At 48.2% G+C, this 11,746-nt stretch carries 15 protein-coding genes; 6 read left to right on the forward strand and 9 right to left on the reverse strand.

What is annotated here, in order from left to right; genetic code table 11:
* Nucleotides 1-141 precede the first annotated feature (141 nt).
* The 4 genes from AB7D94_RS13545 to AB7D94_RS13560 all read right to left on the reverse strand — a co-directional run bounded on the left by AB7D94_RS13545 (nt 142) and on the right by AB7D94_RS13560 (nt 2,789).
* Nucleotides 142-585 carry a GtrA family protein gene (locus AB7D94_RS13545; protein WP_420266439.1) on the reverse strand — a complete coding sequence of 148 codons (444 nt, stop codon included), beginning with the start codon at nt 583-585 and terminating at the stop codon, nt 142-144.
* Nucleotides 569-1,600 (reverse strand): 4-hydroxythreonine-4-phosphate dehydrogenase PdxA, encoded by a 1,032-nt coding sequence (pdxA, locus tag AB7D94_RS13550; protein WP_420266440.1) that lies wholly within the window; start codon nt 1,598-1,600, stop codon nt 569-571. The genes AB7D94_RS13545 and pdxA overlap by 17 nt, the downstream gene beginning before the upstream one ends.
* Before the next feature lie 11 nt (nt 1,601-1,611).
* Nucleotides 1,612-2,472, reverse strand: coding sequence for an aminodeoxychorismate lyase (gene pabC, locus AB7D94_RS13555; protein ID WP_420266441.1), 861 nt, complete (start codon nt 2,470-2,472; stop codon nt 1,612-1,614).
* A gap of 125 nt (nt 2,473-2,597) precedes the next feature.
* Entirely contained in the window at nt 2,598-2,789 is a 192-nt protein-coding gene (locus AB7D94_RS13560) for a hypothetical protein (RefSeq protein ID WP_420266443.1), read from the reverse strand.
* Nucleotides 2,790-2,924: 135 nt separating this feature from the next.
* Here AB7D94_RS13560 and AB7D94_RS13565 point away from each other — a divergent pair, with 135 nt between their 5' ends.
* Nucleotides 2,925-3,185, forward strand: coding sequence for a hypothetical protein (locus AB7D94_RS13565; RefSeq protein ID WP_420266444.1), 261 nt, complete (start codon nt 2,925-2,927; stop codon nt 3,183-3,185).
* Between the two features lie 16 nt (nt 3,186-3,201).
* Nucleotides 3,202-3,696 carry a 3-isopropylmalate dehydratase small subunit gene (gene leuD, locus AB7D94_RS13570; protein ID WP_420266445.1) on the forward strand — a complete coding sequence of 165 codons (495 nt, stop codon included), beginning with the start codon at nt 3,202-3,204 and terminating at the stop codon, nt 3,694-3,696.
* A gap of 83 nt (nt 3,697-3,779) precedes the next feature.
* On the opposite strand, the gene AB7D94_RS13575 is transcribed toward leuD, so the two are convergent.
* Nucleotides 3,780-4,028, reverse strand: a complete 249-nt coding sequence (locus AB7D94_RS13575) for a hypothetical protein (protein WP_420266446.1) — start codon at nt 4,026-4,028, stop codon at nt 3,780-3,782.
* Nucleotides 4,029-4,244: 216 nt separating this feature from the next.
* Here AB7D94_RS13575 and AB7D94_RS13580 point away from each other — a divergent pair, with 216 nt between their 5' ends.
* The gene (locus tag AB7D94_RS13580) at nt 4,245-4,739 is read left to right on the forward strand and encodes a M67 family metallopeptidase (RefSeq protein ID WP_420266447.1); all 495 of its coding nucleotides are present in this window, start codon (nt 4,245-4,247) and stop codon (nt 4,737-4,739) included.
* Nucleotides 4,740-4,853: 114 nt separating this feature from the next.
* Nucleotides 4,854-5,351, forward strand: coding sequence for a response regulator transcription factor (locus AB7D94_RS13585; protein ID WP_420266448.1), 498 nt, complete (start codon nt 4,854-4,856; stop codon nt 5,349-5,351).
* A gap of 8 nt (nt 5,352-5,359) precedes the next feature.
* Here AB7D94_RS13585 and AB7D94_RS13590 read toward each other — a convergent pair whose 3' ends face one another.
* From AB7D94_RS13590 to AB7D94_RS13600, 3 genes are read right to left on the reverse strand one after another with little or no spacing between them, the layout of a single operon-like run.
* Nucleotides 5,360-7,258, reverse strand: coding sequence for a GNAT family N-acetyltransferase (locus tag AB7D94_RS13590; RefSeq protein ID WP_420266449.1), 1,899 nt, complete (start codon nt 7,256-7,258; stop codon nt 5,360-5,362).
* 20 nt (nt 7,259-7,278) lie between these two features.
* Complete coding sequence (rbr, locus tag AB7D94_RS13595; protein ID WP_420266451.1) at nt 7,279-7,866, reverse strand: rubrerythrin; 588 nt, start codon at nt 7,864-7,866, stop codon at nt 7,279-7,281.
* A gap of 38 nt (nt 7,867-7,904) precedes the next feature.
* Entirely contained in the window at nt 7,905-10,013 is a 2,109-nt protein-coding gene (locus AB7D94_RS13600; protein ID WP_420266452.1) for an ATP-binding protein, read from the reverse strand.
* A gap of 86 nt (nt 10,014-10,099) precedes the next feature.
* On the opposite strand from AB7D94_RS13600, the gene AB7D94_RS13605 reads away from it, so the two are divergent.
* Together AB7D94_RS13605 and AB7D94_RS13610 are read left to right on the forward strand one after the other, a co-directional pair.
* Complete coding sequence (locus AB7D94_RS13605) at nt 10,100-10,612, forward strand: NYN domain-containing protein (RefSeq protein ID WP_420266453.1); 513 nt, start codon at nt 10,100-10,102, stop codon at nt 10,610-10,612.
* A gap of 12 nt (nt 10,613-10,624) precedes the next feature.
* Nucleotides 10,625-10,930 carry a DUF167 domain-containing protein gene (locus tag AB7D94_RS13610; RefSeq protein WP_420266455.1) on the forward strand — a complete coding sequence of 102 codons (306 nt, stop codon included), beginning with the start codon at nt 10,625-10,627 and terminating at the stop codon, nt 10,928-10,930.
* A gap of 65 nt (nt 10,931-10,995) precedes the next feature.
* Here AB7D94_RS13610 and AB7D94_RS13615 read toward each other — a convergent pair whose 3' ends face one another.
* Nucleotides 10,996-11,508: a Uma2 family endonuclease gene (locus AB7D94_RS13615; protein ID WP_420266456.1), complete on the reverse strand. Its 513-nt coding sequence runs from the start codon at nt 11,506-11,508 to the stop codon at nt 10,996-10,998.
* Nucleotides 11,509-11,746 lie beyond the last annotated feature (238 nt).

The following is an 11,746-nucleotide window of genomic DNA, read 5'->3' on the forward strand; positions in this document are numbered from 1 at the left end:
GACTATGCACACTCACAGGCGCACGATTCCGGACAAGCCGGAATGACAAAAATAGGGGCGGTGACAAAATTAAGGGCGGCAATTTCTAATGCGTTTGCCCTGATGACGCCTGCTTGGCATTTCGGTATCAGGCGGTATTAATTATTGTTCTTTAAACACAAAAAACTTATAGCCGAAGAAATTCCAGGCCAGAGCTACCGCCGTCCCTAAGAGCGCTCCAATGTTTACCCACACCTGGGCGGTCAGTACCTCGTAATTTACCATCGGCCTGAGATATGTAACAGAAAGCGCCGCAACTGTTATGTTTATCAGCGCTCCACCTACGCTTACCGTCATAAAGAGCGAGAATTTCAACCCCTGCCGATGCCTTGACTTGTGCTTAAATGCCCAATGCTTGTTTAAATAGTAGCTGCACGTAACCCCGAATAAAAATGAAATCCCCTTTTGCAGCGCATACGGTGTGCCAGTTTTCATGCCCGTTATCAAAGTTTCAACGTTCAGCACGAGTAAATCAACAAATGTATTCAGTACGCCTATTAAGGCAAACCGGATAAATTGTTTTATGCCCTTAGCGCTTTCTGTCACCGGGTATCCTCAGCAGTGAGGCCATCTTTATCGCCTCCGCCATACTTTCTCCAGAGGCCGTACCGCGCCACGCAATATCATAGGCCGTGCCATGCCCCGGCGAGGTCCTTATAAAGGGCAGCCCCACAGTGATATTCACACTGCTTTCAAACGCGGCCATTTTCAGGGGTATCAGGCCCTGGTCATGGTACATACATACGACAATATCGAATTGCCCCGCCTTATGAAAAAGCGTATCAGGCGGGTGAGGGCCGGTAACCATAAAACCCTCCAGCAGGGCGGCCTCAACGGCCGGGGTAATTTCCTCAATCTCTTCCCTGCCGAACATCCCTGCCTCGCCGGCGTGAGGATTGAGTGCCGCCACAGCAATTCGCGGCGATTCTATGCCAAGCATTGAAGTGGCAGTACCGGCGTGTCGTATAGCCGCCAATACACGCCCCTTTGTTATCATATCAGGTACGTTTCTGATGGCGGTGTGAATGGTTACGAGGATAACCCTCAACTTGCCCCCAACGAGCATCATCGCACAGTCCTGTGTGCCGCTTAGGGCCGCAAGCATTTCCGTGTGGCCGGGGTAGTTAATGCCACCAAGCATGAGTGCCTCTTTGGAGATGGGTGCTGTGACAAGGGCCGCGGCCTCACCCTTTAATATAATCTCAACGGCGCGCGTTATATATGCCGCCGCCGCCCGCCCGCCAATAGCCGTAGGGACGCGCTTTTGCCATGCCAGCCCCCTGACTGCCCCGACATCTATTATGTTCAGGGTTCCCGCTGTACGAATCGCGTCTGCCATCGAAGCAATTACCCTGATTGTCAGTTTTATTCCAAGCAGCGCCGCCGCTTCCCTCATCACATCGGCGTCGCCAACAAAGACGACCGCCACGCCATCAAGCCAGCCATCAAGCCGGATAAACGCCCTCATGGCCGCCTCCGGGCCTATGCCCGCCGGGTCGCCCATGGTTATTAATATTTTTTTATCAGCGGTTTCCACAATCGGTTCTTTTACCCCAATCAATTGCTATACCATCATTGCCGGTATTTTACGTATTGCTCCCTGTACCGGAAGAAGGCCTTCATAAGTCTTCGCGTCACATGTCCAACCGGATATGATACGGCGTCAACAGTGGTAACGGGCATAATCTCCATGGTTGAGTTGGTAACGAATACTTCGTGCGCCCTGTAGAGCGTCGCAGGGAAAAACTCACCCTCCACTACCCCAAGCCCTGTCTCACAGGCGAGTTCCAACACCTGGGCGCGCATAACGCCATCCAGTATTCCAGATTTGACAGACGGCGTATAGAGTATATCTTCTTTGACGAAAAATATATTCGACACCGAGCATTCGGCAAGGTGGCCGTTTGCGCTGAGCATAAGGGCCTCATGTGCCCCGGCGTCATCGGCCATTGCCTTTGCCATGATGTTGTTTAAAAAGTTCAGCGACTTAATCATAGGGTTAAGGGCGTCAGGCGGTGTTCGCATAATCTTCGTCGTGACGACCCTGATGCCATTGTCATAATAGTCTTGGGGGTATGGCGTGAATGGCTTTGCTATAATTACTAACGTGGGCTGCCCACAAAGGGACATGCTTAGCCCGATTGGCCCCGTCCCCCTTGAAACAGACAATCTGACTACGGCCTCAGTTAAATCATTAGCGCTTAGTGTGTCATATATGGCCTCGTACAGGGATGACTCTGGAAGTGAAAGGTCAAGCCTTATCATGCCGAGGGAGCGGCGAAGCCTTTTAATATGCTCGTTTATCCTGAATACCACGCCGCCGTATGCCCTCATGGTTTCGAAAACGCCATCGCCATACAAAAACCCGCGGTCAAATACAGAGACCTTCGCGTCTGATTCTGAGACAAACTCACCGTTGAGGTATATCTTCATAAAGACCCTATCACTGCCGCAAATATTATACACGCCTTTGAAAGGTTTACGCAAATAAGTTTCACAGCAGTTTACCGGAAGGCCGATAGACCCTCCGGCTGGCTGAGCACTGGTTCAGTCGGGCGCTATTTGCCTGCGTTGTCTATCTTTGAAATAAGTTCCATAAAAAACAAATGCATACCGTACGGGGTGTCGTTCATAGGCTGTTGTCTTTCGACCATAGACGAAGTCAACAGTAAATCCGTAGAGTCTGCCATGAAAGTGAGCATTGCCTTGATTTTGTCTAATTCGTCGCTTGTCTGTGTAGTTTTTTGCATTTCCCCTCCATTTGATTTTATTTTGCATATAATGTTAGCATTGTTAGCAATGTACACTATCTTTATATACTTTGTCAAGTGTATAAAGTATATAAAGAGTATATTTTATAAAATATATTTTTATAGGAGGTATGTATGACGCAGGAAGAGTCGGCCAAAGACGAAAAGGTCGTTTTCTTTACGTCTCGTTTACAGTTAGACAAGATAGAGAACTTCAGGTTTGACAACAGAATCGGCTCAAGGGCAGAGGCTATAAGAAATCTGATAGACATAGCCATAGAAACCATACGTGAAAAAAAAAAGGCTTCTCAACCTTATGAATCCGACATGTTGATTGCCGCGGAGCAGCAGAAAAGGTATGTAGGCAAGACAAAATCGCCTCAAAAGAAAAAATAATTATAAGGAGACAGACATGTTGTTTAAAGGAAGGGTATGGAAGTTTGGAAGAGACATAGACACAGACGCGATTATTCCCGCGAGGTATTTAAACACATCCGACCCGGCAGAGCTGGCCACACACGTCATGGAGGACGCGGACAAGGATTTCCCCCAAAAGGTTAAAGCCGGCGATATTATAGTGGCCGCCGAGAACTTCGGCTGTGGCTCCTCAAGGGAACATGCCCCTATTGCTATAAAGGCAGCAGGGGTTGCGGCGGTTGTGGCAAAGAGCTTTGCGAGGATTTTCTACAGGAACGCCTTCAACATAGGACTGCCGATTTTTGAATCTATCGGCGCGGCAAACGGCATTAAAGAGGGCGATGTCGTGGAGATAGACGCCGATAGGGGCGTAATAAAAAACATAACCAGAAATGAGGAGTTTAAGGCTCAGCCAATCCCGCCGTTTATGCAGGAACTAATAACCGCCGGCGGCCTTATACAGTGGACAAAGAAGAGAATAAACAACTGACGTGGCCGTCGAAAGCGGCACTAAACACAAAAGGCGATGGAAAACATCGCCTTTTGTATGGGTTTCCGCCGTTATCGGCTTTTTTATTTGAGACCCAGGTCTGCTGCTGCTGCCTTTAATCCTGCTTCGTCTGCGCTGGCCGCCTTCATCATAGGGCTTTTTGATTCCTTGGATGCCTTAACAAACTCATCGGCAGTCTTAAACTTAGCCGTTAGGGCGGCTTTGTCAGGGGCTGTTTTGCCGCTATGGCAGCCCTGGCACTTGTCCCAGCCGGCAAAGGCCAATGATGCAAATCCTAAAACTAAAACGAGAGTCAATGCTAATTTCTTCACTATTGAGTCACCTCCTTTTGTATAGATTTACCGCGTCCGCATTAATATAGCTGTGCATTATAACAATTAACCCATAGTAATTGCGATAATTATTTTGGCCCGGCGCTTTGTCGTACCAGATGGGAGTTGAGCGGCATGAATAAAACCAAACAGCCCTCAATTTAAATAATATTTTAATTTATTCACATTTATAGTTAATATACCAGTGTGATGACAATGACATGTGTTATCCATAAAAATTGCCTCGATGAGATATTCATACATGCCATGGAGGCATATCCGGAGGAATGCTGCGGCATTATAATTGACGGCGGCGTCAATGGTGGCGCAGGCCAGTTTGTACTACGGTTTCAAAACATTCAAAACCGTCTTCATGAGGAAGACCCTCTGCGTTACCCATTTTCTGCCTCCATAGCCTACACGGTTGACAGGGCAGAGGCTGAGCGCGCCTTCTCCTCAATTAAAGAAAATGGCCAAACCCTCACCGCCTTCTACCACTCCCACCCGGACCATCCCGCTTATTTCTCCGAAGAGGACAAGGCCGCGCAAACCGTCTTTGGAGAGCCGGAGTTCCCCGATACCGCACAAATAGTCATTGCCCTTTGCGGGGGAGCCATAAGCGGCATAAAGTGCTATAAGTGGGACCCCAGGACGAAAGAATTCAGCGAATGCCGCATGAAGGTCGGATTTACCGGCGATTGCAACAGTTAACTGATTTTTTTCAGATTGACAAAAAAGTATTGAAAATAATTATACAGACGTATTACAATAAGGGTGGGGATATTGGACGGGTATGGTGTAAGACTGAAACGACGGAGGCCTTAGATGGCAGCAGCAGAGAGCGCGAAAGATCATGGTAAGCCGGACTTAAGGGGTTTATTCGGCGAGGAGTTAAGGAAAAACACCTCCATTCTATGCGTCGAGGACGAGGCTATTATATTAGAGGGCATGAGGATAGTCCTCAGGCGGAGATTTAACAGCGTATATACGGCGACTAACGGGAAAGAGGGGTTTGCGATATTTGAAAATAATAAGGTTGATATAGTAATCACCGACATATTGATGCCAATAATGGACGGGCTTGAGATGGCCACAAAGATAAAGAAAATAAGCCCCGACACCCCCATATTGATATTGTCCGCCCTCAACGAAGAGCCGTTTCTAAAGAAGGCGGCAGCCCTTGGCCTGTACGATTACATAGCAAAGCCCTACTGTGACGACGACTTTTTTGAAATCCTCTACAGGGTCGCATTTGAAGTGCATAAGCGAAAGAATAAGGTGTTTGCCGCTGCCGCGGAGACGGAGATTGCCGAGCTGTTGTAGGCCGGGAATCACCGCCTGAACATAATCTTTAGCGTGGTCAAACCGTCCTCGTAGGTTTTTGAAATATCGGCGTCGAGGCTATCAAATAGCGCGACCATTGCGCGGTTAGAACTTATTACCTCTGCCGTAAACCCAAGCAAGCCCCGCTTTCTCGCTATTAATGTGAGATAGTTAAGGAGTTCCCGTCCGATCCCCGTCCCATGGTGTGAGTCCCTGACGACAAGGGCGGCGTCGGCGGCGTGCATGTCTGTGAGAATGGTATATTGCCCTATACCGGCGACAAATTCCCGCGCGCCTTCTTTTACTACCGCAACCATGACCAATTTGTTTACATAATCTATTGAGATAAACTCCTGCAGCCTTTCGTGAGGCATATCCTTCCTGACGGAGATGAATCTCTTGTAGAGGGTATCATCAGAGAGTGAGTAGAAAAAATCCTTCAGCATAGGCTCGTCGGTTATTTTTACCGGCCTTAGAAGGATTTCGATATTGTTTTTGAGAGTTTGATATATTTCCAGTTCTTCGGGATAGCGGACGCTGCTGCCATGAATAAACGTCTGGTCCTTATAAATAAGATTTGCCTTTATTGCCTCTTCAATCAACTGCCCCCTGAACGAGGGATGTGCGATTGAAATCAACTCCATAGCCCGTTCCCTGATATTTTTCCCGTGCAGGCTGGCAATCCCGTATTCGGTTACGACATAGTGGACATCCCCTCTGTTTAAGGTCACCCCGGCACCTTCGCGCAAAAAGGGTACGATTCTGGAGACGGCCGTCTTCCCGCCGTCCGGTGAGATTGCGTCGGCGGTGGATTCGATGGCAAGGATGGCCTTTCCGCCTTTTGCCATCACAGCGCCCCGCATAAAATCCACCTGTCCGCCTATGCCGCTGAAAAAGGTCTTTCCAAGCGATTCGGCCGAGGACTGCCCTGTAAGGTCTATCTCAAGGGCGGTGTTTATGGCCGCCATGTTTTCGTGTGAGGCTATAACCATTGGGTTATCGGTGTAGTCTATTGTGCGGAATTCGATAGAGGGGTTGTCGTGCATAAAGGCGTATGTGTCTTTGTTGCCCATGCAAAAAGATGCCACAGTTTTCCCGTGGTTTCTGGTCTTTCTTGAATTGTCCACCGCCCCGCATCTCATCAGCTCCACAAGGCCGTCTGACAGGAGTTCGGAGTGAATGCCGAGGTGTCTTTTTTCCTTTAGGTTTGCGGCCACGGAGTTTGGTATATTGCCGTAACCAACTTGAAGTGTGTCGCCGTCCTCAATGAGCCTTGAGACGTACTGGCCGATTTTTTGTGCCGCCTCCATATCTGTCTCAAACGTGTATTCAAGCAGCGGCTCGTCATTTGATATGATGAAATTAACATCTTTGAGATGTATGAAACCATCGCCGTGTACGCGCGGCATATTTGTATTGACCTGCGCTATGACTATTCTTGCCGTTTCCACCGCCGCCTTAACGATGTCAACGCCAATGCCGAGACTCATGTAGCCGTGCCTGTCCGGTGGGGACGTCTGAACGAGGGCGATGTCTATGGGCACTAATCTCTGGTAGAAAAGGCGCGGCACATGGGACAAAAACACCGGCGTGTAATCCGCTAGCCCGGTGTTTACGGCAGTTCGCGTGTCATGCCCCACGAAAAACGAGTTATGCCGAAATGTATGCTTAAATTTCTCCTGCGTATAAGCGGCAACACCCAATGTCCAGACATGCAGCACCTCAGTGTCGAAAAATGCCTTAGGATTATTCTCGACATATCTTATAAGCGCCTTAACAAGATACTGCGGCTCAGCGCAGCCCGTACCTATAAAAATCCTGCCGCCTCGCCTGATATGCCCGAAGATATACTCCTCAGAGGCGAACTTCTCCACATACATGCGCTGAAGATTAAGGTCGGTGGACATTGACTGGTTTCAGCAACCGACTAGTAGTTCTCTTCTTTGATCTGAAAGTATGCCCTCGGATGGTCACACGCAGGGCACATATCAGGGGCTTTCATACCCTCTGCCACATAGCCGCAGTTTCTGCATACCCATTTCACTGGCTCCTTGCTGGTGAAAACCGTGTCGTCTTCAATGTTTTTCAGGAGGGCGAGGTATCTTTTTTCGTGCTGTTGCTCAACGGTGGCGATTGCCCTGAATGCGGCCGCGACGTCTTTAAACCCCTCCTGCTCGGCAATCTTAGCTGCCTCAGGGTATAGTTTAGTGTGCTCTTCGTGCTCGCCTTCGGCGGATGCCCTGAGATTTTCCTTTGTCGTGCCGATTATGCCGGCATGATATGTGGCGGTAATCTCTAACATGCCGCCTTCGAGAAATCTAAAGAATTTCTTGGCGTGTACTTTTTCGTTTTCGGCTGTTTCAGTAAATATGGCGGCTATTTGTTCGTAGCCCTCTTTTTTTGCGACAGCGGCAAAGTATGAATAACGGTTTCTCGCCTGTGATTCCCCTGCGAATGAGGCCAGCAGGTTTTTCTCTGTACGTGTTCCCCTGATTGATTTTTTGGTTGTTTCCATTTATACGCTCCTTGATTACTCCCTAATGGTAAGAGTGGTTAACGGTAAGGAAGAAATACGGAGAAAACCGCGCCTTCTCCCTGTATGCTTTTTGCTGTGATGGTGCCGCCGTGTTCCTCTATAATTTTTCTGCTTATAGAAAGCCCAAGCCCGGTGCCGCGCCCCATTTCCTTTGTCGAGAAGAACGGCTCAAATATCATCTTCAGCTTATCGGGGGGGATTCCCGAACCAGAATCGGCGATGTGTAAGACGGCAAACGGTATGTCATCTTTGACAGTTTGCCCGGAGGTGACCGTTATGGTTCCTTTGAAGTCAATGGAATCTATGGCGTTTGATATAAGATTATCAATGACCTGGCGCACCTGCCCCTTATCTATGTGAATCGGCTCAATGGCGGGCAGTTCACTTTGCAGCTCAATGGATTTACTCTTGCAAATCTCTTCGTAATGCGTCAGAGAATCCCTTACGACATCGTTTAAATCATGTGTGGTGAGGCTGAGGGTTGCACCTTTGGAATACGACAGGATGTCCCTCAGGATATTCTCCAGCCTGGTTGACTCGGCGCAGATGATCTCGGCATATTCTTTTTCTTTCGTGTCATCGCAAATTCTCTTACGCAGACGTCTTGCGAAACCACCGAGGGCGGCCAACGGGTTTCTGATCTCGTGAGCCACGCTTGCCGACAGGCGTCCAAGTGCGGACAATTTTTCAGACTGCGTAAGCTGTTCCTGAAGGCTATGTTTTTCGGACTCCGCGTGATTTCGGTCAATTATGCCGGCCGTGGTATCAGCAACCGCGCGAAGAAACGCCTCTTCCATCTCGTTTTTCTCGTGCCCGGCGTCAACATATAAATTTATCACACCCAGCAGCCGCCCGCCTATCATAACCGGCACGCAGTAGTGCCCGTGGTTTGACATGCCGTCATACTGGACGTGGTGGCATTCATTTAACTCGTTTGCGAAGACGAGTTCGCGTTTTTGAGCGCACAAGCCGCACAGGCAATGCCCTAAGGGGACTTTATTGCATACCTTTTTCAGATAATCCGACAGGCCGCGCTCGGTCTCCATGACGAGTGTTACCGATTCCTCGTCATATAGAAATATTGAGCCTTTTGACTGTAACGAAAGCCACGGGATGGACAGTATCAGCTCCATGACGTGAGAAAGCTGTTCCTTCATTGATATGGGCTCTATGGAAATCCTCAGTACAGAGTTGATGACGCGCTGAATCTGGTAGTTTCTATTCACCTCTTCTTCCATGAGGGTGCGCTGAGCGATTTCGGCCTTAAGTTTTTCGTTTGAGAGGGTCAGCTCAGTGGTACGTCTTTCAATACGCCTTTGGAGGTCATCTTTGGATGATTGCAGGGCCTTTTTTGCCTTATCCATGTCGGTAATGTCGCGTGATATGCCGATTACGCCTATGATACGGCCGTCGCTGCTTGTCCAGGGGATTTTAGTTGCCGATACCCAGACCTCCTGTCCATTTCTGCGGGTATGCTTTTCTACGTTTCCAATGACGGCGGTGCCGGTTTTCATGATATTTTCCTCAATAACGGCGGCGGCTCTGGCCTCGTCCTCCGGCATGAAGTCAAAGTCGGTCTTTCCAGCCATTTGTTTGAATGTGGTATTGGAGTGTGCCACCTTTGCCTTATTCAACAGGACAAATCTGCCCTTAGCGTCCTTGAAATAAATCGAATCGGGGATGTTGTCCATAAGGGTCATAAGGGGTTCGTGTTTAAGGGCTATTGCCTTCAACTCTGAAAGCCGCACGGCGTGTCTGATTATTCCCCTGAGTTCAAAGATGTTTACAGGTTTTCTTAGAAACATATCAACGCCTGCCTGAAAGAACCGTTCCGATTGTTCGTCGCTATGCTGCCCTGTGAGGGCAATTATAGTTGCCGCAGGGGAGTTGTTGATGGGCATTGTCCTTGTTTGGGCTGTCAACGCGTCGGGAAATGCTGTATAAACCTCGTCAAAGATAACCAGCCCGGGTTTTTTCTGAAGATAGATGTCTAATGCCTCGTCAATTGTAGTTGCAGCAAGCACTCGAAACGCATCGGCGCGCTCACCTATGGCCTCTGCGGCACCGCAAAGCGAGGCCATGACGGCGTCATCTGTGGTCAGCACTAAAACATCAATCTTTGGCACATGTATATATTAATTTTTACAGTCTAAATTGTCAACTTTTAAATTGACTTTGTCACAGATGTGCATTATTATAGGGAAAGAAACCGATGGCTGAAAAAATAATCATAGACGGCTACAACCTGATAGGGACATACCACAATGACCTCAGGGCGCAGAGGACGAAACTAATTCAGGATTTATCGGCATATGGAAGGCGCAAGGGGTTTCTGCATGATATGACGCTGGTATTTGACGGCATACGGGAGGGTTTTAACAAGACGCAGACGGCAATCGGAGGGTTAACGGTGATATATTCGGGGCGGGGAGAGAGCGCAGACGAGGTGATAAAGGAAATCATAGCCCGTGCGGGGATGAAATGTATAGTAGTGAGTTCGGACAGGGCAATTGCGTCATTTGCATGGTCAAAGGATTGCACGCCGGTGAGGAGCGAGGATTTCAGCCGCAAATTATATCCCGGCACCACTGCCGCTGAAGCAGTATACATAGAAAACGATGACGAAGACGACTACGACGAAAGAGCTGCCGCGAAAAAGAAAGGCAATCCGCATGTCTTATCGAAGAAAGAGAAGATGATTAAACAGGCGCTGGACAAGCTCTGAGGCTGACACGCCATGGAGAAAACATTTTATCGCAGGACGCCAACGGGGATAATATTAAACATACGCGTAATCCCGCGCTCCTCAAAGACCGAAATCTCCGGCGTATCGAACAACGAGCTGAAGATAAAACTAACCGCCCCACCCGTAGAAGGCGAGGCAAACCGAATGCTGATAGACACGCTTCACAAGCACATAGCAAAGACCCGGGGAAAGATAAATAAAGTAAAGATAAAAAAGTCAGACATAACAATCCTGAAAGGCGAAGGCTCAAAAAGCAAGCAAGTTGAAATAAACGGCATTGAGGAGTTTGTTGTGTAATTCCAAAATGCGGTCATAGAAGTAAGAAGATTTCTATAATAAACACGGCTGGCTATCTGAACATGTTACCCGAATATGTCCTTTACGTCTATCGTCAATCCTTCTATGACCTTTGATGTTACCACGCCTTCAAGTTCTGCGATTGAGTGTTTCTTATATCTATCGTTTTCAATGGTTAATATCTCGACCATTTGTAACTCCGGTATGACTACCCAATACTCCGGCACCTTGTATTTTTCGTAGATAGCCCGCTTTACTTCGGTATCCTTTTCATATCTGCCGGGTGATACTATCTCACATACCATATCCGGTACGCCGCGTATCCAGTCCTGAAAGATACCCATATTCGCCTTTCTGATAAACAGTAAGTCTGGTTGAAGCCGGTTAACCCCTTCCTCAAAAATTACATCAAGAGGGGATACGTATAATTCGCCTAAATCGTGTTTTTCTAAGTGAAGCAGTATCTTCCTTGTTATATTCATGACAATTCTCTGATGTCTTCCAAACGGACTGGGGCTCATGATCTCCTCTCCATTGATGATTTCCGTTAAGTCTAAATCCCGTTCGATTGTCTGCATAGTGGTAGTATATCATAGGTCTTGAAACTTTGTCGAATGCTGAAAAAAGGCATGGGCGCGATTGGGTTTTATGACCTTAGGGATACGCAAACAGGTCGACATTATCCCCCCCGCCACCGTCCCGTTTCTTGTCCCATTGCCGTGCGTTTATTGATATACCCTAGCTCCGACATAGAGAAGCGAAAAGAGTTAAAAGGTGGATTTGGAATGGAGCGTATGCCTTGTGGCCAGACATATG

The organism is Candidatus Magnetominusculus dajiuhuensis, assembly GCF_046044395.1.
Classification (GTDB): Bacteria; Nitrospirota; Thermodesulfovibrionia; order Thermodesulfovibrionales; family Magnetobacteriaceae; genus Magnetominusculus; species Magnetominusculus dajiuhuensis.